14 protein-coding genes and 2 pseudogenes are annotated in these 22169 nt (G+C 67.8%); 2 read left to right on the top strand and 14 right to left on the bottom strand.

Annotated elements, in window-relative coordinates:
• Positions 1–270 precede the first annotated feature (270 nt).
• Together ACK8N7_RS35055 and ACK8N7_RS35050 are read right to left on the bottom strand one after the other, a co-directional pair.
• On the bottom strand, positions 271–891 hold the full coding sequence (locus tag ACK8N7_RS35055) for a hypothetical protein (RefSeq protein WP_403219703.1): 621 nt from the start codon (positions 889–891) through the stop codon (positions 271–273).
• Positions 892–1030: 139 nt separating this feature from the next.
• Positions 1031–1513 carry a restriction endonuclease gene (locus ACK8N7_RS35050; RefSeq protein WP_500445920.1) on the bottom strand — a complete coding sequence of 161 codons (483 nt, stop codon included), beginning with the start codon at positions 1511–1513 and terminating at the stop codon, positions 1031–1033.
• A gap of 254 nt (positions 1514–1767) precedes the next feature.
• Between ACK8N7_RS35050 and ACK8N7_RS35045 the strand changes: the two genes are divergently transcribed.
• Positions 1768–2244, top strand: a complete 477-nt coding sequence (locus ACK8N7_RS35045) for a MarR family transcriptional regulator (protein WP_500445115.1) — start codon at positions 1768–1770, stop codon at positions 2242–2244.
• 366 nt (positions 2245–2610) lie between these two features.
• Here the strand turns inward: ACK8N7_RS35045 and ACK8N7_RS35040 are convergent.
• The 12 genes and pseudogenes from ACK8N7_RS35040 to ACK8N7_RS34985 form a co-directional block, all read right to left on the bottom strand.
• A pseudogene (locus tag ACK8N7_RS35040) lies at positions 2611–3862 on the bottom strand (IS3 family transposase).
• A 50-nt stretch (positions 3863–3912) separates the two neighbouring features.
• A pseudogene (locus ACK8N7_RS35035) lies at positions 3913–4122 on the bottom strand (hypothetical protein); the annotation flags it as partial.
• A 1025-nt stretch (positions 4123–5147) separates the two neighbouring features.
• Positions 5148–5468, bottom strand: a complete 321-nt coding sequence (locus tag ACK8N7_RS35030) for a DUF6355 family natural product biosynthesis protein (protein ID WP_500445113.1) — start codon at positions 5466–5468, stop codon at positions 5148–5150.
• Between the two features lie 1106 nt (positions 5469–6574).
• Positions 6575–6781, bottom strand: a complete 207-nt coding sequence (locus ACK8N7_RS35025; protein WP_500445112.1) for a DUF8825 domain-containing protein — start codon at positions 6779–6781, stop codon at positions 6575–6577.
• Positions 6782–6928: 147 nt separating this feature from the next.
• Positions 6929–7138, bottom strand: a complete 210-nt coding sequence (locus tag ACK8N7_RS35020) for a hypothetical protein (RefSeq protein ID WP_500445110.1) — start codon at positions 7136–7138, stop codon at positions 6929–6931.
• Positions 7139–7170: 32 nt separating this feature from the next.
• Complete coding sequence (locus ACK8N7_RS35015) at positions 7171–13110, bottom strand: DNRLRE domain-containing protein (RefSeq protein WP_500445108.1); 5940 nt, start codon at positions 13108–13110, stop codon at positions 7171–7173.
• 979 nt (positions 13111–14089) lie between these two features.
• Positions 14090–14926: a hypothetical protein gene (locus ACK8N7_RS35010; protein ID WP_500445106.1), complete on the bottom strand. Its 837-nt coding sequence runs from the start codon at positions 14924–14926 to the stop codon at positions 14090–14092.
• A gap of 147 nt (positions 14927–15073) precedes the next feature.
• On the bottom strand, positions 15074–15835 hold the full coding sequence (mobF, locus tag ACK8N7_RS35005; protein WP_500445104.1) for a MobF family relaxase: 762 nt from the start codon (positions 15833–15835) through the stop codon (positions 15074–15076).
• An 860-nt stretch (positions 15836–16695) separates the two neighbouring features.
• Entirely contained in the window at positions 16696–16887 is a 192-nt protein-coding gene (locus ACK8N7_RS35000) for a hypothetical protein (RefSeq protein ID WP_500445102.1), read from the bottom strand.
• Positions 16888–16903: 16 nt separating this feature from the next.
• Complete coding sequence (locus ACK8N7_RS34995; RefSeq protein ID WP_500445101.1) at positions 16904–17659, bottom strand: transposase family protein; 756 nt, start codon at positions 17657–17659, stop codon at positions 16904–16906.
• A gap of 436 nt (positions 17660–18095) precedes the next feature.
• Positions 18096–18530: a TspO/MBR family protein gene (locus tag ACK8N7_RS34990; RefSeq protein WP_500445099.1), complete on the bottom strand. Its 435-nt coding sequence runs from the start codon at positions 18528–18530 to the stop codon at positions 18096–18098.
• A gap of 767 nt (positions 18531–19297) precedes the next feature.
• Positions 19298–19768, bottom strand: coding sequence for an RICIN domain-containing protein (locus ACK8N7_RS34985; RefSeq protein WP_403214369.1), 471 nt, complete (start codon positions 19766–19768; stop codon positions 19298–19300).
• Between the two features lie 197 nt (positions 19769–19965).
• Between ACK8N7_RS34985 and fxsT the strand changes: the two genes are divergently transcribed.
• Positions 19966–22140 carry an FxSxx-COOH system tetratricopeptide repeat protein gene (gene fxsT, locus ACK8N7_RS34980; protein ID WP_500445096.1) on the top strand — a complete coding sequence of 725 codons (2175 nt, stop codon included), beginning with the start codon at positions 19966–19968 and terminating at the stop codon, positions 22138–22140.
• The last annotated feature ends 29 nt before the right edge of the window (positions 22141–22169 follow it).

Genomic DNA, 22169 nt, shown 5'->3' with positions numbered 1-22169 from the left:
GCACGACATTCCTCCACACAGCGACGGTTCAGGGGGTCCAGGTGTTCCCCAGCTGCTCCAGCGTGGTCGCCGCGATCGAAGCGCAGACGTCTTCGCGGCGCGCTTGGCGGCCTGGTGGTGGACGAGCAGGATCGGTGGGCGGTGGGCAGCACGTTGCCCGGCTGAAGGGTGGGTCAGCCGGGCACGTTTCGGGCTGTGGTCAGGCGGTGCGGATCGGGGGCCAAGCCGCCCTGGCTGCCCTGGGCGCTCCGTTTGCCTGTCTGTGGTGGTTCAGCAGGGGAGAGTGGAATTTCCGGCCGCGCCGGTGGTGCCGGTGGTGCCGTCCGCGGTGGACGTGGCGGCGGTGCCGTTGCCGCCGGGCTTGCCGGGGCAGACCGGGCTGGCCGCACCGCCGGCGCCTCCTTGGCCGCCCTTGTAGCCGCCTCCGGCTGTGGCGGCGCCGCCGTTGCCGCCCTTGCCCCCGGCGATGCCGGCGCCGGCATCGCCGACACCGCCTACACCGCCCTTGCCACCGGTGCCACCGAGTGTGGCACTGCCGCCCGCGCCTCCGGTTCCGCCGTTCCCGTTGGCGCCGCCGGCGCCTCCCGTTCCGCCGGCGCCGCCCACGCTCGCCGTGCCGCTGGCATTGCCGCCGTTACCACCGTTGCCGCCGTTGCCATTGGCGCCCGCTGCGCCACCGACGCCACCGAGGCCACCGAGGCCGCCGCTGGTCCCGACCCCGTCGACTCCGTTGGCACCGGGAAGTCCCAGGATCCCCAGGGCGGAGTGGGCCCGGACACCGCCTGATACGGAGTGAGCGGAGGCGAGAGCCGGAGTGAAGGTGAGTCCGGCTACGGAGATCGACGCGATGAGGAAGGTCCGTGCGGTGGCCGTGGTGCGCATGAAGCGCATGGGATACATCCTTCGGTTTGCCGCCTGAGAAAATCCCTGGCTGACAGATATCAGCGTAGGGACACCCACCGCACTCCGCACCCAACGAATAATTAAATGTCTTTAAATAGACCGATCCATCAAATTTTGGCCTGAAATTTCAGAATGTCAGCCTTCGCCGTTTTGAAGTCCGACAACTTACGCCAGAATTGGTGGTATTTCGATTCCCCCGGGGGGCACCGAGCTCATTTCTTTCTTGACCAAATGCCGAGTTCGAGGCGACGACAGCTGTGACGCGGGTGGTGCTCCAGCGGATCTGCCGCCTGGATTTGAGGATGGCCAAGGTCCCCTTTCGGGGTGGGGCGTGACGCGGACAGCGGGCTACCGGCCCTTGCAGGGCTCGGGAGCAGTTCCCACAGAGGGCGCCCCCGCTCGCCCACCTCGCGAGGACCCGCCTGTCGGCTAGGTGAATGTTCAGTTGCTGGGCCAAGGGTGCGCAGCGGGTGGAGAAACGTCCGTTGGTGACGACCAGGACGACGTCGGCGCCGTAGAGGTGGCGGGCGGTTCCGTTGACCCGCTGGAGATCGGGAGTGCCGACGGCTGAGCCGCGGTCGCCGTCCTTGTGCGCCGTGGGGTCTACCAGTTCAACCCTCCCTACTCCTACCGTGTAGCAGAGTTCATCCCGGGCACTGAGCTGGTCGAAGCCGAGTACGTGCAGGTCGACCAGGACAAGGCAATCTCTAGGATCCGCAGGGACGAGAGCCTGCCCGACCTGGTGCGGTTCCCGTCACTGGAGCACATGCGCTAGGCGATCGAGGAACCGCGGAAGAAGCGGGCCGACGAACGCGCTGCACGCCGGTTGGCCCGGGCGCAGCGTGAGGAGGAGGGATCAGGCCAGTGAGTACCTTGAAGTGGTCGGCGACGAACGCTGACGGTCTCCTCACGGACCTGGACCTGCCGCCCGCTGACTACCGGGCGCTGCTCAAGCTCCGGGCGCGCAGTGAGCCGGGCGGTCGTATCCAGATGGACCAGGCCACGCTGGGCGAGTTGCTCAGGCTGAGCAACTCGCCCAGCGTGAACGCGGCGCTGCGGGAGCTGGAGCTGGCCAAGCTCGTCAAGAAGGTCAAGAACGGCATCCACCAGATCAACCCGATGCTGGCCGGCTACAACTCCCCCGAGGACGCCCACGACGCGGTCAGGGCCGTGCCGACCGCGGACCGGCTGGACCACAAGAACTACGTGGCCAACTACCACCAGGCCGTTGCCGCCTACCAGGACCAGGTCGCCGAGCAGCGCAGGAAGAGAGCCGCGCTCGCCGCAGCCAAGAAGGCGGCCGCGAGCAAGCGACGCGGCACCTTGCACGCCGTCGGCTGACCCGACGAAACTGGTCCCACTGCGGAATGCAGGGGTACTCCCGTCATGCGCGACGCTTACGGCATGATCGGGTCGTCGGACCGGCGATCACTCCTCGCCGGTCCGACGCGGCTTCTTGTCATGCCCGGGGCTCAATAGGCCGCTGCTCGAAAGCCGGAGCAATCAATGAGGAGGGCTTTACCGATCGCTCCGGAAGAAGTCGCGGAGCTCGTCACTGCAGTCCTCCCCGCTGGGTTGTTGCCGCGAGAACGCGAGTATTCCGTCGTCCCCACCTTTCTGTCTGGCCTTGTCCAGCTGCGTCTCAATGTCGGCGATGAGCTCGCGGCACTCGGCACTGACTGAACCGCCCCGGGTTCGGTAGAGAGCTTAGATTGTGGTTGTGACCTGGGGTTTCGTGGTGGTGAGGTAGTAGCTGGTCTCGTACTCGACGGGCGGGATGTGCCCTATCTCACCGTGGAGTCGGCGGTGGCAGTGCCAATCGACCCACTCGACGGTGGCCAGTTCGATGTCGGAGAGCGTCTTCCATGGGCGGCCGGGCTTGATCAGCTCGGTTTTGTAGAGCCCGATCGCGGACTCCATCAGGTCGTTGTCGTACGCATCTCCGACCGATCCGATGCTCGCCGCGAGGCCGACGGCGTGAAGGTGCTCGGCGAGTTTGAAGCTCGTATATTGCGAGCCGGCATCCGAGTGGTGAATCAACTCGCCTTTCGCGTAGGGGATTTGATCGCGAACGCGTTGCCAAAGGGGCATCTCCAGGGCGTCCAGGACGAGCTGGGTCTCCTTGGAAGCGGCGGCCGACCAGCCGACGATGCGGCGGGAGAAGGTGTCGACGACGAACGCGATGTAGACGACGCCGGACCAGGTCTTGACGTGGGTGAAGTCGGCGACCCAGCAGCGGTTCGGTGCGGTGGAGGCGAAGTTCCGGTCCACCAGGTCCGGTGCCCGCTCGGCTTGCCCGCCGGGGATCGTGGTGATCACCCGCTTGCCGCGGACTGCGCCGGTGATGCCGAGCTCGCGCATGAGGCGCTCGACGGTGCAGCGGGCCACCTCGTGGCCGTGCCGGTTCAGCTCGCGCCAGATCTTTCTGGCCCCGTAGACACGGTAGTTGGCGGCGAAGACCTCGCGAATGACCGGCTTGAGTTCCTCGTCGCGCAAGGTGCGGGGCGAGGCCTCGGCCAGGCGTTTGTTATGGGCGTAATAGGTGGAGGGGGCGATCTTGCAGTCGTGCTCGGTGAGCGTCCTGCAGATCGGCTCGACGCCGCCGAAGCGGGCCCGGTGCTCGTCGATGAACGCTACGAGCGTGTGAGTGGCCGGTCGAGCTCGGCCGCGAAGAAACTCGCCGCCGCCTTCAGGATGTCGTTCGCCCGCTTGAGCTCGGCGTTGTCCTTCTTCAACGCTTTGAGCTGGGCGGACTCCTCCGTCGTCGTCCCCGGGCGCTGGCCCGCGTCGATCTCGTGCTGCTTCAGCCAGTTCCGCAGCGTCTCGCGGGAACCGATGCCGAGCTTCTCGGCAACGCCTGCAGAGCAGCCGTCTCGGTCGGGTAGTCGTCGCGCACCTCGGCGACCATGCGCACCGCACGGCGGCGGAGCTCAAGCGGGTAACGGGAAGGTCGTGCCATGACTCGATCCTTTCACGAAATCGAGTCTCTATTTGAAGCGGGGCGGTTCAGGGGTCGACGGTCGAAGGATCGGTGTACGCGGCGTTGTACCAGCTGTTGTTGCTCCGGCGGAAAGCCTCCTGCTCCTCGGTGAGCTTCCCCTCCCGCGCAAGGGTGTTGATGAGCCCGAAAACGCCGGTGAAATGCCCCCGCCGGTTCCGATGCGGCGACTGGAACCGTACGTAGTGCACAACCTCACTGCCACTGTCAGCCAACTCCATGAGCGCATCCTCCCACCCTCGGATCCGTGCAACGGCCGGCCCCTCCTGCTACCTCCCCGCACCGCCGCGTCAGTTGGTGTTGAGGACCTGGACCTCACCGACCGCGGCCGTCCAGGGCCGCCGCCCCGAGGAGGGGAAACAGCCTCTTCCTCCGGCTGCGCGGAGAAAGAAGTGTCGGCGCCCTTGCCCGGCCTGCGACAGACGCCCGCCCCTGAATCCGGGCAGGCAACCCGGCGGGCAACCGGATAGGCGACCAGGAACGCAACCGGTTGAACAACCTGTTGGGCAACCGGCTACGCAACGGCGATGGCGTGGCTGTGGCGGGCGGGCGGAGACTGGAGGGGTGTGACGCTCGCAGTCGTGCGCGCGGTTTGCGGTGCCCGGCTTCCCCGGACCGGATCGGCCCGGCGCCGGTACTGCTCCGGTGCCTGCCGCACCCAGGCGTACCGCGACCGGCAGACCAGCGGGCGCATCATCGCGGTCGGTGTCCTGACCGCCGAAGCCGCAGCCACCGGGAACGCCGAGCTGCTGGAGCGGCTGCTTTGCCCGGCCTGCCGGCAGCCGGTCCTTTCCGGCGGGCGCCGCCGCCGGGACACCCGCTACTGCTCCAGCACCTGCCGCACCCGCGCCTGGCGCCACCGGGCCCTTCCTCCTCGAAGAACCGGAACAGGTCCGGGCCACTGTGACGGGGAGCCGTCACCACAGGGCCCCGGGCGCGGTCCGGTGACGGGACGACGTCACTGTGTGCTGCTGACCCGATTCCTGACCCGGGCAGGTCACAGCCCCGTGGGCAAGCCTGCCCGGCCCTGGGCAAGCCTTCCTCCGAGAAGGGCTTGCCCGGGGAGGCTTGCCTCGATCACCGGTGGTACCACCCGGCGAGCCGGCGTCCCACCATCGTGGGAAGCCGGCTCGCCGCCGTCCGCCCGTCCGCCCGCAGGTCAGGCGGCCAGGCGGCCAGATCCAACGAGCCGTTCTCCGACCAATCACAACCGCAGCTCTGTCATATCGGCCTCGGGAACAGGCACTTAGCCGCAGGTGCCCGCGATGGCCCATGCGTTGTCGATCTCGTCGGTCGTGCCGAGATGGGTCTCGCCCGGCGGGACGCACCTCGTGATGTCGGTCGGCCACCAGTCGATGTCGACCTGGATCTTGACCCAGGTGCTGCCGCAGTGTCCGTAGTACGAGTCTGTCTGCGTCTCGTAGTAGCCGCAGGCCTTGACCCCTATCTCTGCGGCGGCTTTCCCCTCGGGCGCGGCGTGGGCACTTCCGGAGAGCGCCGTGCCCGCGAGGAGTACAGCGCTGAACGCGGCCGCCGCGAGGCGGAGCTTGCTTGCGGTTTTTTGCATGGAAGGGTTCCTCTTCTTCTGCAAGGACATGTTGTGCCTCTCCTTCTCCCCGGACCTGTCGCGGGGCCACACAGGAGGCTCGCAGCGGTCCATGACCGCTCCGCGCGGCGAGTGTGACGGAACCATGACCATTCCTCACCAGTCGCCGTCACGTTACCGGCAGGCGCCTTGGAAGGCCCGCTCGTCACTCCGCCAACTTCGGCTCAGTCCAGAATGCTCGGCCCGTCCGGAAGCCAGCCGTCGAGGAACCCGCCCACGAGAACTTTGATGTCGGCTTCGGCTGCGCGGATACTGCTGGGCCCGGAAGCTTCGGGTCCTGCGCCACGGACGCGGCGAGTGGTCACGAGAGCATCGTAGGAGCGTCAACCACCACGCAGGCCACGAACAACGGTGCGGCCTGATATATGCCGGCTGCGGACCCGGGTGCCGCCCTCCCGTGCTCGGAACCGGAACGTGCGGCATGATCGGGCACTGCCGGACCGGCGAACACTCCTCGCCGGTCCGGCACTCCCTCCCGCGGCCTGCTTCTCCGGCGAGTTCCAACTGACCCGCCAGGCGTTCCAACCGGCACACGACGCTGGAAAAGCCCTCACCCACGCCAGCACCCGGCAAAGCGGCACCAGTTCCAACAGGCCAGCGAGCCGAGGCCGGTTTCAAAAACCGGCCCCCGCACGAGGCGCGTATCTACGCTGGCTCCGACGGTGTCCTGGCGAACTCCCAGTGGAACAGCCGGGACAGCTACAGCCCAGAACCGTTCCAACCAGTAGGCGCCAGTTGGAAAATTGCAGGTCACGGCGTTCCAACTCCGTTCCCTGCCGAGGAGCGGCCCCGCTTCGCTCACGGCTTGCAGGCCGTTGTTCCGCTATCGCCCCCGCCCCGCCGGAGGCGGTCAGCTTTCCAGGTGGCAGGACTTCCAGCCCCGGCCGGTCCGGCTGATCAGACCCCGCGCTTCGAGCCGGCCAAGCTGGTAGGCGACGGAGCTCGTACTGGAAAGACCCGCCCGCACACCGATCTGCCGGCTGGTGGCCCCTCCCCGTGCTCGATGATCCAGGACCGGATCACACGCAAGATCGCTTCCTGCCGACTCGACAGGGCTCTGTCGCGTCTCACGCCGTCTCCCATGTCCGGTCGCCGTAGGTCCGCTGCCGGAGCTCCACCCGGGCCGCAGGCAGACAGCCCGGCGGGGTGGACCAGAACGGATGCCAGTGGATCCGGGCGGACAGCGCGAGCAGGCGGCGGCGCAGCTCGGTAGGTCGCACTCGCCGTCGTTCTGCCCGCACTCGCCGCGAGCGCATGCAGTCAGAGCCAGCCATAAGGGCGCGGCGGCGAATGGGATCTCCGGAACGGTTTCGGCAGGCGATCGATATGTGAGGGCTCACTGAGAGTTGGTGGGGGTGGCGCTCTGCCGTCCCACCTCCGGGGTGTACGGGGGTGGGACGGCAGAGTGGTGTTCGCGCCGTTTAGCGCTGGGTGCTTCGGCGCAGGCCCCAGGCTCTGAATCGCCTACCTGTGAAGGCGCCGACGGCGATGGCGACGGCAATCAGCAGGAGGTTCGCGCCGGTGCTGAGGCTGATCGGCTCGGTGGGGGGAGCGAGGTGGAGAGCACCGATCAGGAGGCCGTAGCCCAGGGCTGCGGCGGTGAGGGAGACGAGGAGTTCCAGCCACCACATCCCGGTAGTCGGCCGCTGCTCAGGTTCGTCCTCTATTTGGTGATGTAGTGGCACTGTGTGGCTCGCCTCGATCCGTTGACGTAGAGCTTGGCGCATGCCTTGCCGTAGTGGGCGAGAGTCCGGTTCTGCTCGATTTTGCGGGTTGTGCCGCCGCCGCGCTTGCAGGTGATGTGCACGGCGCCCTTGAGGGTCTTGTAGGTCCGGTTCGAGGTGTCTGCGTAGGCGAAGTCCATGCGCCAGTTGCAGAACGAGGCGAGAGCGGCGACGCCGACGCAGTCGGTGCTGGCCATCTGGTAGGTGATGGATCGCCGCTTGCCGGTGATCTTGTGGGTGAGGAAGCAGCCGGAGGGGATCTTCATGGTGTATCCGCCCACGGTGTACTCGAAGACCCCGAGTGCGGTGGACCCGATGGCGCTGCGCAGCAGGGGCGTGGTGGGGAGCTGGACGGCTGAGGCACCGGTGAGGTCCGTGAACTGCACCATGGCGTTCCCGACCGCGCTGGTGGTGAGCGATACGCGTTCCTCGAGGTCCTGGACGTTGCGCGTGATCTTGTCTGTGCCTACCAGGCTCCATGCGGGGTCGTCTCCCGCTGTCCGGTAGTGGTTGGTGGTGCGGTGCGGTGCGGTCCAGGTGCCGTCGTCCTTCTTGGTCTCCGTCGTCCAGGAGCTGCTGCGGCCGGCTGCGTCGAGGTCCCATGTCTTGCGCTGGGTGGGGGTGGTCTCTTCGCGGACCTGGTCGCCGGTGTAGTAGGTCTGTGCGGATCCGCCGGGTTGGGTGGTCCAGCGGCTCAGTGCGTCGTAGGCGTAGCCGGTGTCGACGGGGCGGTCGGCGCTGTCGTAGCTGAAGGTGCGGGTCTCTGCGGGTGCGGTGGTGATCGTCTCGCACGAGGCGTTGGTCGAGGTCTGGCTGACGACGACGCCGTTGGCATTGTAGGAGCTGGACTGGCGGGTGCACTCCGTGTCGGCGGTGTCGGTCACCTCGGTGCGTCGGCCTGCTCCGTCATACCTGTAATTCGATGTGGTGCTGGTCCCGGTGGTGAGGGTGTGTCCGGCCTGGTCGCCGTGGACGGTGAGTGCCGCGGTGTCGGAGAGTGGCACGGTGCCAGTGGAGGTATGGGTGTAGACGCGGGAGGTCTCGTTGTCACTCTCGTTCCGGCTGATGTCGAGGCGGTAGCCGCCTGGGAGGGACTGCGTGATCAGGTTGCCGTCTGCGTCGTAGGCGCCGGTCGTCGTTCCCGCTATGGAGTCGGTGATCGAGGTGGTCAGGCCGCGGGGGTCCTTGGTGGTGTCGTAGGCGTAGGTGGTGGTGGAGGGCGCGGAGTCGGTCACCTTCACCGGCCGGTCGAGGGCGTCGTACTGACGGGTGGCGGTGTTGCCCGCCCCGTCCCGGTAGGAGACTTCGCGGCCGAGCCGGTCGTATTCGTGGGTGACGGTCTTGCCGTTGCTGGAGACCGTGCCGGTTTTGCCTGTGGCGGCGTCGTAGGTGGTGACGATGTCGGTGACCGCGGCACCGATGCCTCCGGTCACGCTGGTCCTGGTCGGCCGGCCTGCGGCGTCGTAGGTGGTTGTCGTGACATCGGTGGTGCTGTTGGCACTACGGGTGACCTTGGCGGGGTTTCCCCAGCGGTCGTATTCGGTGGTGGTGGTCAGGGCGTGGTCGGGGTTGGTACCGCTTCCTGTGATCGCACCTGCCGGGGCGACGGAGCACAGGAGGTCGGCCCATTCCGGGCGTCCGGAGCAGGGGCCGGTACCGCCGGAGGACCAGTAGGAGGTGACGGTGGCGCCTGCGTCGGTTCCGTTGGACATGGGACGGATGGTTTTGATGACACGGCCGCTGGTGTCGTACTTCGTGGTGGTAGTGATGTTCAGGCCGCCCGGGTCGTCGACGGTCGCGGTGGGCAGGCCGGTGGCCCAGTCATAGGTGGTGGCCGTCTTGCGTACGTCTGCGTCTGCGGGGTAGCCCTCGATGTAGGCGCCTGTCGCAGTGCTCGTCTCCTGGTTGGAGACGGCGGCGGTGCCGGGGCGGCCCTCGTCGTAGTGGTGCAGGGTGTGCCGGCGCGCGGGGATCTCGGTGCCGGCGGCGAGCGGGTTCCCGCCGGTGGCGGCGGCGAGGTTCCGCTCGAGGGTGACGGGGTGCAGCGGACCGAGTTCCTCCAGCAGCCGCTGGCCGTCGGTGGAGTACTCCATGGTGGTGGACAGCTGCTCGGCGCGGTCGGCGATGGACAGTTGGTCCAGGCCCAGCAGGGCCAGTCGCTGGCGTGTGGTGTCGGTGCTGCCGAGGGCCAGTGCACGGTTGGTGGCGCTGAGCTGGCGTACGGCGTTGCCCGCGTGGTCGTATTCGGCTGCGTTGATGTGGCCGCCGGGGGCGGCGCTGTTGACCTGGCGGCCGGAGGCGTCGGTGTAGGTGATGGCCGCGTTGGCGTAGTCCGACGCGTTGAGGCTGGGTCCCTCGTGCGAGGCGGGGACGGCGGCGGCGGTGAAGAGGGCGGTCGCGTCGGTGGGGACGTCCGTCTGTCCCCAGGCGGCTACGTCCGCAGGTCCCATGGCGTAGGGCGCCTTGGGGCCGTTCAGGGGGACGTTGTAGACGACGCTGGTGGTGGCGGTGCCGTCAGTCTCGCTGGTGGTTCCCTGCTTGAGGGTGGGTCGGCTCGCTGACAGCAGCATGCCTGGGCCTGCGGTGGTCGTGGTGCCGACGCTGCCGTAGGAGAAGGTCCAGGGGAGTTCTCCGGGCGGTGTCTGTGTCAGGACGCGGCCGGAGGTGTCGTAGGTGTAGGTGGTTTTGAGGGCCGGTGAGGTCCGGGGGTCCCATGCTTCGCGCAGGCGGCCGGAGGCGTCATACACGTAGGCCGCGATGGGTGTCGCTGTCGAGGTCGAGGCCTGCGGGGCGGTGGACCACGATTTGATCTGCTTCACCTGGCCGGTGAAGTCGCCGAGGGTTGTGCCGCTGGCGGTGCTTCCGGTGGCGTATTCGTACTCCAATACGCGGCAACCCTTGGTGCTCGGGGTGGTTTCGCACGTGGCTGCCGTGGCTGCTGACGTCGGGGCGATGACATACCGGGGGCGTGCCAGGGCCGTGCCGCCGGTCACCACGTTCTCGGACACCACGTTGATCGTGGTGTTGTCTGCGGGGCGGTAGCTGGAGGACACCTGCCAGGTGGTTGCGGCGGGGTCGATCTTCTTGAACGTGGTCGTGGTGCCCTCGGTCTCGTTGAGGGTGAGGACTCCGGTGAGGTTCCCGGTCAGGGTGAGGCGTTCGGAGCCGGGCTCGGGCTTCCAGCCTCCTGCGGACAGGGCGGTGAAGCCGGTCTGTCCGCCGTTGGCGTCGACGACAGCTACCGAGGTCGCGGAGGTCTTGCGTATGTAGGCCCAGTCCGACTCGGTGGCTTCGGCCAGGGTGCCGGATGTCCACTGGGGTCCGAAGATCGCGGCTTGGCCTTCGGCGTTCGCTGCTGCCTGGGGCGTACGGGAGGAGGCGGATCGGGTCACGGACATGCCATGGGAGGAGGCGTCGGTGGCCTGGAGGCCGAAGTCTCCGGTGAGGTCGTTGACCTGCCCCGGGCCAACGCTCTCCATGGGGGCATCGCCGGCGACTCGGTCCACGGTGACGGTGTTGGGCTGGGAGTACCCGGTGCTCAGTCCATCGGTGAAGGCCGCGCGCAGGTCGACCGGTCCGTCCTCGGCGAGCGAGGTGGTGATGTTCCACGTCAGTGCGGGGGCGGACCCGTTCGGCGAGGTCATGGGCCAGGAGGCCACTGCGGAGTCATCCGCGTTCTTCGTCACTGCGGCGAGCGGCACGTTGTGCCAGCTGTCGGTCTCGCCTCGGCGGTATTGGTAGGTCACGCCGGTGTAGGTGGGTTTGCCGGTGGCTGCCAGGCCGACCCGCCGGGCTGGCCGGTCGCCGTCACCAGGAGCGAGAAGGGCCGCGCCGTCCGTGCCGACGCCGAAGCTGTAGGCGGTCGAGGCGGTGGAGAGGTTTCCGCCGGAGTCGACGGTGCGGGCCTGCAGGGTGTGCCAGCCGTTGGCCGGGTTGATGCTGATGGTCTGCTTGTCACCGCCGGAGCCGTTGGTGGTGTCCAGCGACCGCTTGGTCATGCCAGGGTCGTCGAGTCCCCAGTGGTAGCCGGCGCCGTCGGTGGAGTCGGTGTCGAGTGTGCAGTCGACCGCCGCGCCGGCCTTGGCGGTCCACGCGCCGGCCTCGTACGTTGCGCAGGTGATGCTCGGGGCAGTGGGCTTGCCCGTGTTCAGTACGAAGGTGCTGTAAGCGGACCACGGGCCGTCGTCCGTGCCGTCGTTGGCGCGTACCCGGTAGCGCAGGTGGGCTCCGGCGGGGAAGGCGGTGGCGGACGGGACCGCGACGCTCGCAATGGAGCCGGAAGCCACCAGAGCCGAGGCCGCGGTGTAGGTGTAGGTGGTGTCGGCGTGCGCGGGGTCGGGGGTGATTTCGAACTGGGCTTTGGTCTTGGACCCGTCCGGGTCGGTCACCTTTGCCGACAGGGTGGGGGTCAGGGAGGTGACGTACCGGCTGCCGTTGTACGCGTTGACCTGCGACGGAGCGATGGCTCCGGAGACGGGAACGGCAGGGTAGGAGTTGTACGTCACCGTCAGGTGGGGCTCGCTGGAGCCGTCGCCGGAGACGTAGTTGGCCGAGCGGAATCTACGCCAGGTCGTGGCGTCCTTCTCGTCGGCGCCGCGCAGCTGCAGGCCGTAGTTGGCCGCCCCGCCCGCCCAGTCCTGGACGATGGAATCCACGTCGAAGTTGACCGTGCCGGCCGGGCAGGTGCTGTTCCAGCCCAGTGCGGCCTTGTTCGTCACCGCGCCTGTGGTCGTCGTCGCGGGCTGGGCGGACCAGGTCACGTCGGAGGAGGACCAGTCGGCGGTCACACGGCGTACCTGGGTGCCTGCGCCGGTGGTGGAGCACGTGGCCGAGTAGGAGCTGTAGAGCGCCAGGTTGGTGTCGGTGATGTGCTTGCCCTTGAACTTCGACACGTCGAATTTCAGGTAGGAGCGGGCGACATTGGTGCCGGTGTCGTACGTCCCGGACTTCAGCTCCGTGGACGACACCTGGGAGTCGGGGTAGTCGGGGTTCTGGACCCAGGTGTCGGTGGTGACAGCCAGGGTGGAGGTCGGGTCCACAGTGACGGGGTAGGTCAGGTCCTGGCCGAAGTAGGCAGCGTCCGGTTTCAGCACCAGCGACTGCGTGCCGTCCTGGGCCGTTTCGATCGTGGTCGTCACCCGCGCCTGGTGCTCCGACTCACCCGAGACAGGATGCTTGGAGGAGTCCCACATCATCGGTGCGGGGGCTTCGGCGACCAGCTTGCCCTTGGGATCCTTGAGCAGCAGGTGACCGGAGTCGGCCTGGGAGAGTTCCAGCCCCTTGAGGTTCACGGGGATCCGGTAGACCGGGTCTTGTGCGGGCGCCTGCTGCAACAGAATGTTCTCGGAGAACCCTTGGGACAGCGCGGTGACCGCCAGCGTCTGCCCGGCACCCAGGTCGTAGGAGGCGGTGTCCTCCTTGACCGTCGGGACGGGCAGCTTCTCGTGCCAGCCGAGACCGAACGTCGCGCTGCCCTTGGACAGGGAGGCGAGCTGCGTGTCACCGCCGTCGGAGATGGTGACGTCGGCGGCGGCGGTCTTCGGCTCCAGCGCGGCTCCTGCATCCGCCAGGTCGGTGTCGACCGCGTCCCAGGAGCCGTCTTCCTGCCGCACCCGGATCGGCGCGGCGTAGGCGGAAGTCTGGAGCTCTCCACTGGGCAGGGCCCAGGTGGTAGAGGTCTCGGTCTTCTCCGAGACCACCTCGACCTTCCGGTTCTCCAGGCGCGCCGCCAGAAGCGCCTCCGACACCGACTTCGGTGCCTCCGCGCCACCTTCGGAAGGTGCCGTCTGCTCCGTGATGGTCCGGACTGCGTCCGCGGCGATCGCCTCGGGTGTCGCCGTAGAGAGCAGCGCCGTCTCGGCGGCCATCACGATAGTCACTGCCAGTGCTATGCGACCCAGTGGACGGGAAGCCAGCCCTCGTGGAGACAGGAATCCCTGTCGTCCCCAATTTTTCATCAAATCTCCATGTGCACCCGCACAGTCAGCCCGGATGGGTCGACACTCAGCGGTCGGGCGAACAGTAGAGGCAAGGACAAGGTGAGCGAGTCGGCGCCTCAGTAAGCATCGCGTGAATAATTTGCCATATCTTTGTTATTTGATCTTGACAGTGAGATTTGAAAGGTACGGACCTTCGAGTGCAGCACTACCACTTCGGATTAAAAATCATAAATATGGACAAAAACGCTTATCGAAGACGTCGGCGTTTCAAGATTCACTTCTGCGAAGTGATACTCAACCGTGATCGACTGGAGCTGCCAGTTGTGAAGCTCAGTCCCGGATCAGCCAAGCGAAAATCAATCACTCCGTGTGATGTCACACAACGAGGGCTCCGTGTACGCCGGCCACGACGGCCTGCCATGGGGTGATCGTCCCGCCGGACCTTTCGAACCCCGCGCGCGGCTATCTCCCAGCGCTGTTTCTCCCCTTGGGACTTCTCCCTCGATAACGTATGTGCGCACCCGCTCCCTGCCTGCTTCCAGACAACGGGCACACGATGTTGGAAAAGACCTCGCCCACGTGAGCCCGGCCGGAGCGTCACCAGTTCCACCTGCTGCTCGAACCGGGGCCGGTTTCAAAAACTGGCCCCCGTACGAGGCGTGCAGCTGCTCTGGCCCCGGCCGTGGTCCAGCCGCTCTCGTTCCAGCAGGACGGCCGGGACAGGCATAGCCGAGCCCCCGTTCCAACGGGTAGGCGCCAGTTGGAAAATGGCTGTTCAGGGCGTTCCAACTTCCTCTGATGACACTTCTCGCTGCAGCCGGTGTGGAGGAGGAGACGAGCAGCGGCACGCCTCACCGGAGCGCCGCACGCCTGTCACACACGCCCTGGCTACCTGGTCAGTAGTTCCGGCCGCGTGCGCTCAGCGGCCGGCTTCCGGTCGGTGCGGGCCCGGCTGCTGGGGGCGGTGCTGTTCGTCCTGGCGGGCCGGGTGTACCGGAGTGGTGATCTCCCGGCCGGTGTATTTCTTCGTCCTGGCGCGGGCCTCCTCGCCGGCTTTCGTGAAGGCGGCTGTCAGGTGGTGCAGCTGCTCAGCGGTGGACTTCAAGGCTTCTTCATCCGTACGCGATTGCCTCAGGGCCCGTAGCGCCGTCAGGTCGACGGCCGAGCGCGGTTCGGTCTGCTGCTCCGTTCGCTCGGGGTCGAGGGCGGAGTCACGGTGGGCGAGCAGGAGTTCGGGCATTGCCGCTTGCTGGTGCGCGGTGACGTCGTACGCCTGGCCCCGCACAGCGGCGGTGGTGCGCAGCTTCTCCCGTACCACCGCACCGGCGAGGACAGCCCGCTCGTACTGCAGCGGGATGCCGGGTATCTCCCACTCCCCCGCGCCCTCGCCCGGGGACCGGGGCGCAGGCGGCTCGCCGGGATCGGCCGGGGGTAGCCGGTCCGGGTCGAGTGCGGGGGCGGGTGGGGGGCGGCGCCGTGCGGGGAGGTCGGAGAGGTTCCACCGGGCGGTGTAGAGGCGGTAGCCCGCTTCCAGGCCGCGTACGGTCTTCGGCTCGCTGATGTCCAGGCAGTAGGTGGAGATGGCTGCCGCCACGACCTGGCCGTCCAGGCCCGGCTCGCGACGGCGGCCACGCAGGACGAGGGCGAGGTGGCGGCGGGCTTCAGCGAGCAGATGCCGACGGTGGAATCGGCCGCCCTTGTTCATCACGAACACCGTCGCGACGACGTCGACAGCCGCCAAAGCTATGTCAACCACGGCCGCGATCCGGGCCCGGATCGCCGCAGCCGCAGCGCGGGCGTGCTCGAGGAGGGAGTTGGTGACGTCGGCGGGCGCCCCGGAGGTGAGGATCGCGCTCTGCTTCCAGTCAGCGCGCAGCTGCGCGAGCGAGCAGGCCTTCTCCTTCTATAGCTGGCGGGTCTTGCGGGCGGCGATCCGGTTCAACTTTGTGCGGGCCCGCTCCGAGACCACGGGCAGGAACTTCGCCTCGCCGTTGTCGTCGACGGCGGTGACGTACTCGTGCTCCAGCTCGGCCAGGCAGGCGGCGATCTGGTCGCTGCGCCGGGCGGTCCAGCGGATCAGCTCGTGCGGCACCCCGGCGATCTCCATCACCGGCCGGCGCCCCGGGGTGACGGTGCGCGGCTCGGTCGCCAGCCCCAGCTCCTCGCAGACCTCCGCCGCCACGAGCTCGTTGTAGAGCGCGGAGGCCGCGACCGTGTTCTCGTGCAGGGCCGTGGTGTGGATCGAACCCCACGTGCCGTCCAGGCGCTGGCCCTTCACCGACAGCAGCAGATGGTCATGGAGCAGCGGCATCCCCGAGCGGGCTTCGTAGTGGCGGAAGCGGGCGGCGACCAGACCGGGCGGCCGCACACGGTAGATCCCGTCCTTGCCGTACCGGATCACCGCGATCTCGTCCTCGATCCACTCCAGCACCCGTACGATCGCGTACCCGTGCGCGGCCTCGATCACCTGGCGGATCTCCTCATCCCTGAGCGCCCACAGCAGGAAGATCGTCGGCTGCGGCCGGAAGACGAAGTCCACGCCTGTCACCGTCACCCGGCGTCCGAGGGCGCCGGCCTTGAACGCCTTCTTCGGGGAGTCGCCAGCGGCGAGCCGGGAAGCCTCGATCCGGTCCGCGTGCGGATGCCGACCCCGCTCCCCGAACAAGTTCGCAGCTGCGCCTCGGTGACCTCCTCACCGGGCGCGAGTCCGAGCACGGCCAGACCGCGGCCCATCCAACGCCCGGCCGGAACACCAGCCTGCTCCTGGGCGGCGCGCAGCGGCGTACGCGCCGGGCGGCGATCGTCACCGACAACCGTCTCGCGCAGGTAGTACCCGTACATCTGACCGGCCGTGATAACCCTGATATCTGCTGTCATGGAGACCACGTCACACGGCTCTGACCTGCCGGGAAAGGCCGATCGGCAGAGCGTCCCGCCAGGCGGGAGCAGGAGCCGAACTTTCTACCCCGGCGTCCCGTCAGGCGGGAAGCGGCTCGCCGGACGCGAATGTCATCGCTCTCCGGCAGCACGCACATCACGACCCGAACGGCGACCGACGAGCACCGCCTACAGCAGCCCCCGGCGCGCGCCAAGGGCTGCGTCGTGCTGCCCGGAGAAGAACACCGTGCCCACCTTCGAGATGCTCCTCCGCTTCCACCTCCGACCTCCAGCTCCTCACCCCCACCCAGCGACAGCGCTTCCGCCGCGTCGTCCGGGACGCCTTCGTCCCAAACCTGCGCCGGCCGCCGGTTTCGCCTCGGCTTACAGGAAACGCGCAGGTTCGCCGAATCTCGGAGGGCTCTTTCTGGGAACCGGTGGTGAATCTGCCTCGTAGCGGTGAGCCTGGCGTGGGTTCGCCCCTGGGACTTTCCGCCTTCCGCGACGACAGCCGCCACGCGGTCGGGATCCCTGCGGAAGCGAAGGGTTCCCGGCCGCGTCGACACGTCCTGCGCCCTGCGGGGACCGGCGCCGCTCGCCCCTGCGTGTCATCCGTCGCCGGGGTGGCGGATCAGTCGTCGGGGGTGGTCACCGGCGGTAGAACACGTTGAGCTGGCCGTTGAATGAGGTCGCGGCCGGCGGGAAATTGGCGAGGGTGCCGCCACCGGGTACCGGTTCGAGGGGCGCCCACATGCCTGCGGTGGAGAGCCGGCTCCACAGAAGGCTTCCCTCGTCGGTGGTGGAGCGGGCCACGCAGTACAGCTTCCGGGACAGGGACATGGAGCCTTTTCCAACCTCACGCTGATGTGTGGTGAAGGACGAGGACAGCCTTCACCACGTCGGTGATTCGGTTGGTGCTGCAGCAAAGCTTCCGTAGGAAACGCCAGCTCTTGAGTGTGGCTATGGCCTGCTCTCCGAGGCAGCGGATCTTGGCGTGGGTGGTGTTGTGGCGATGCTTCCATCGCTTGAGGCGGCTGCCCCGAAACGGAACCCGGACGGATCCGCCGGCGCCTTGATATGCCTTGTCCGCCCAGCATTTGAGCCCCGCATCGGCGAGGGCTTCGATGATCCCGTGCTGCCGCGCGGCGGTCAGGTCGTGAGTCGAGCCGGGCAGAGCCGGCGAGGCCCAGAGCAGTCGTCCGAAGGGATGGGTGAGGACCTGGACGTTCATGCCGTGGCGTTTATGTTTCCCGGAGTAGTACGGGGTATCGGCGGCGATGCGGTCGATCGGCAGCAAGGTGCGGTCGAGGATCACGAACGCCTTCGCCCGGATCGTCGTCATCGCCTCGTCCAGGGACGGGGCGAGGGCGGCCAGGGCCTCGACGGCTTCACGTATGCAGCGGTACACGGTCGCGATCCCGATGCCGAACCCGGCGGCGGGCTGGGCGTAAGTGTCACCGCACCGCAGGTGGGCCAGGGCGACCAGGGCCTGACGTCCGGCAGGAAGGCGCCGCCACCGCGTTCCGATCTCCTGCCGCCGGACTGTCAGTTGCCTGGTCAGGAACCGCAAAGTGCGGCTGGACAGATCAATCGAGGACGGGTAGACAAGCACGCGAAGCTCCTGGCGGACACGGGTGATCTTGGTCGAGAACCCGTCTACCAGGAGCTTCGTTGTTCCGCAGGACAGTCCAACTCGCGGTCAGCAGCCAGCTTGAAAAGGGCTCACGGTCGCGGAATCCTGAAATGAAACCGCAGATCAGTCACCTTGGGCGGCGTTCTCCTCCGACCGGTGCAGCGGGAAGCAACAGCACCACACGGAGCGAAAGCGGGCCCAGCCACTGACCATCGGACGGTACTGACTGTGCACACCGCGTCGAGACAAGACCCCAGGCTCCACCTGCCGAGGGGTCCCGACGAGCCTTGGCTTCCTCGCCTTCCGAAACAGCTGGACCGGAAGGGCACAGGGCCTGGCGGGGCGGCACGGCCCAGGCCCCTCTCGACAAGTCACAGCCTGAGTTCTCTCACCCTTCGCCGGCGGGGCGGGAGCCTCAGTTGTTCAGCCAGAGCGCAAGGTTCAGCGCTGCCGCGTAGCCGACCCACAGGAGGTAGGGCACGAGCAGCCAGGCAGCCCGGCGATCCACCCGGGCGGCGAGCAGCACTGTGGATACGACCGCTGCCAGGAGCAGGCTGATATCGAGGAACGCTACGCCGTACTGTTCCGCGGCGAAGAACAGCGGGGTCCACAGTGCGTTGAGCGCCAGTTGCACCGCCCAGGCTACGAGTGCCGAGCGGCGCCCCGGACCGGAGCGGCGCGCGACGAGCCGGCCCGCCACCGCGATCGTCCCGTACAACAGCGTCCACACTGGGCCGAGAAGCCATCCGGGCGGTGCCCAGGCGGGCTTGTCGAGTGCGGCGTAGGTGCTGCCCGCGTCGCCGGTAACAGCCGCACCCGCGCCAGCAACGCCGTAGCAGAGTACGAGCATCAGCAGCAGAACGAGCCGGCTCCTGGCGGGCAGGTGCCGCTCCGGCGTTGTGTGTCGATGGCAAGGGGGTGCACTCCTATCTCTGAGCGGCGCGCTGGACAGGCGCGACGTCCTGCCACAGGTACCCGGCCCGGGCCCCTCCAACGGCTGCGGAAGCATCGGCACCCCTCTGGGGTGCACGTTGGACCGCGTCCGCGTGCTGTCTCCCCTGTTCTGGATCCGCGCGGGTGTTGCAGCCGTCGGTCGAGTCGTCGCCGCAGTTCCAGTGCTTGAACTTGGTGCAGCCGGTGCGGTCCTCCGGCCCAGGCTCTCTGCCGCCGACGTGACGACTCTGGCCGATGCGGTCGGTCTGGTGAAGGTCACCGAGCGAGAAGGAGGACAAGGACGAGAGAGTCCGCTGAAACCGCGCAAGGTTCTTGATCATCACCGCGTTCTACCGGCCGCAGCGGGCCCTGCCGATGGCAGGCGCCGCGTACTCACCCGCATGGGCGAGCACGTTCAGCGCAGAATGCTTCCGCCCGCACGGAGCGTGCCGCTTGTCGCGACGACCCATCGCTGCAGTGACGACTCCCCCTCAACTGGGACCAGCCTTTGGCGGTGCGTGCGTGGAAGGGCTGCCCTCTGTCGAGGGCCCGCCGTCTCCTCCCATTGCCGCAGAAGCCCCCACCAGAGCGGCCTGGGCAGAGCTGTGGATGCGGAGGCCGTCGGTGGGAACGGCAGGCCGTCCCAGGGAACGACCCGCCGCGCTCATGGAGTCAGCTGGACCCTCACACCTGGTCGATCACCCATCGGGACGCGGTCCCGATGGTGGGCTGGAAGACGACCTGAGCCCCGACGGTTCCATTTGCGTCGAGGTACTTGCCGCTCTGGTTGTGCTTGATGGACTTCGGGCTGCCCGACGTGGTCGTCCACTTCTGGTACTGGCCAGCGTTGCAAGGGAACGTGTAGACGTCCGCGCCGTTGCCGTCGAGACAGTGGCCCGATGCCGGGTTCCTGAAGACGCCGCCGCTGATCTGCCACACCTGCTTCGCGCTGCGGTCACAGGTGCCGAGGACGAGGTTTCCCTTGCCGCCCGAGATGTTCACCTGGAGGCAGGAGTTGCGGCTGTTGCCGTTGATCACCTGGTAGTTCACCGGCGCCGACTGCGCCGAGGTTGCCGCGCCGAGCAGCAGTGTCGAGCCGCATGCGATCGCTGCGCCCACGCCGGCGAGACGCGTGAGGCTGTTCTTGAGTTCCATGGTGGATCCCCTCGAGTTCGGATGATCGGGATGTGCTGCGGCATGTGTGCCGCTGACTACGTTGAGGGGCGGCAGCGTTCGGATGTGCCGGTCCCGGAGGAGCCCGGATTCTGCGGACGTTTCCGCTGGCTGAACTACTTCGTGGGACTTCCGGAGTCCGGACGATTCCGGAGAGTGAGAAAGGGAAAGCCGCGTGCATGGGAGGACCGAGCTCACCACAAGGCTGGTTTGTCCACCGGTTGCGCCGGCTGCGCACGTCCTCGGGGTCCCCCACCCAGGCGCAACTGCTGGCCTACGACCAGAACAAGGTCCTGACCCGCTCGTCGCTGTCCGACATGCTGGCAGGCAAGTTCACCAAGCCGCCCCCTTGGGAGCGCGTCGCGGCCTACGTGACCGCATGCGTCAGGGCCGCGCACGCCAGCAGGATCGACCTGGCCCTGGAGGAGGAACTCACGAGCCTGCGGGGCGACCACGCCACGCTCACTGACCTGCTCGAGAGCGCCGTCCGAGAGACTCATACGCCGGCGCCGCGTTGTTCGGCCCCCCAGCACCGACCGGCGTTCTACCGCCTGCCCCCGCGCAACCTCCACTTCACCGGCCGCGACGCCGCACTAGGTGAGTTGCGGCAGCGCCTTACCTCGGGTCATGAGGGTGCAGTGCAGGTCATCCATGGGCTGGGCGGTGTCGGAAAGACGCAGCTCGCGGTCGAGTACGCCTACCGCTACCGGTCGGAGTACCGGCTCGTGGCGTTCATGGACGCTGAGGATCCCGATCTGGTGCCCACTCAGTTCGCTTCGCTGGCCCAGGAGCTGGGACTTGCCGAGGTGGTCTCCGAACAGGTCATCCCACGGGTGTACGGCGCCCTGCAGGACCACAGCCCCTGGCTGCTCGTCTTCGACAACGGCGACAAACCCGGCACGCTTGTGGACGCGCTGCCGTCGGGCTACTCCATGGACAGCGGTCACGTCATCGTTACGACCCGGTTGCGCGGCTGGTCGAGCAGAGCCGGCGTCGTCGACCTGGACGTATTCACCAGGGCGGAATCGGTGAAGTTGCTGGCACGGCGGGTTGCCGGCATGACCACGCTGGTGGCAGGCCGGATCGCCGAGTGTCTGGGAGACCTGCCCTTGGCTCTGGAGCAAGCGGCCGGATACATGGACTACAACCACACGGCACCCGAGGAGTACGTGGCTCTGCTGACGTCGCGCCTGGAGGACATGATCGCGCTGGGTGAACTGGCGAACCGGCCGACGGTCGTGGTCGCCACCCTGTGGCAGCTCAGCGCGCGACGGCTGGAGACCGAGCGACCTCAGGCGAAGCGGCTGCTGGAACTCTGTGCCCTGCTGGCACCGGACCCGATCCCGCTGAACCTGTTCAGCGGCAGCGCCGAGACGCTGGACTTGGCCGCGACCGACCAGGTGGCGTGGGACGCCACGGTCGGTGCTCTGGCCGGCCTGGGGCTCGCGAGGCGCGGACCCTCCTGCCTGGTGCTGCACCGGCTGGTGCAGGCCGCCATCCGCTCGGCGATGCCGGACGATGTGCGCACCGACGCCCGGGCGCGACTGTGCCGGGCACTGCTCAGGGCCGTGCCCCACGACATCCACAGCGACCCGGACGCCCGCCTGCGATGGCAGGTGCTGCTCCCGCACGCTGTCGCGTTGAGCAGGGACGAGCCCCCGCCTGAGTGCGCAGCGGAGACAGCGCAGCTGCTGAGGCTGGCGTCGGCGTTCCTCCTGTCGATCGGCGACCCCCAGGTGGCGTTACCCCTGTGCGAACGGGCCCTAGCGATCGACGAATTGCTCGACCTCAGGGACGCGGAGATCGGCTTCGACCTGATCACCTTGGCGCAGATCCACCGGGACCGCGGCGCGGCTCAGCTGGCACGTCCGATGGCGGAACGTGCGCTGAACCTGCACGAGTCCTGCCTGCCGGCGGACAGCCCCGCCATCGCGACAGATCTGGCCACCCTGGCGCGCATCCGGCACCTGCTCGGTGACCACAAGGAGGCGGTGCCGTTGGCCGAGCGGGCACTACGGATCGACGAGGCAGCGTACGGGCCGAACGACCCGTACGTGAGCTTCGACTTGATCGCACTGGCAAGTGTTCACCTCGACCTGGACGACCACGCCCTGGCCGTGCCGTTGATCTCCCGGGCACTACGGATCCGCGAGACCAGCTACGCGTCGGACCACCTTTACGTCGGCTACGCCCTGCTACTCAAAGCCCGAGCCCTCCACGCGCTGAACGACCCCACCGCAGCGGACCTCGCACGCAGGGGCGCGCTGATCCTGAACGCCGAACTGGGGCGAACCCACCCCAAGACCGAAAGCGCCTTCGCCCTCGTCACCGGCTTGCTGGAGCGAGCGCAGTGACGCCCTCTGGAGGGCGGTATGTCCGCATC

It is taken from the genome of Streptomyces griseobrunneus (genome assembly GCF_046713465.1).
In the GTDB taxonomy this organism is placed as follows: domain Bacteria; phylum Actinomycetota; class Actinomycetes; order Streptomycetales; family Streptomycetaceae; genus Streptomyces; species Streptomyces microflavus.
Note: the sequence above shows the minus strand (reverse complement) of the source record. Positions and strands in the feature narration are given on the sequence as shown.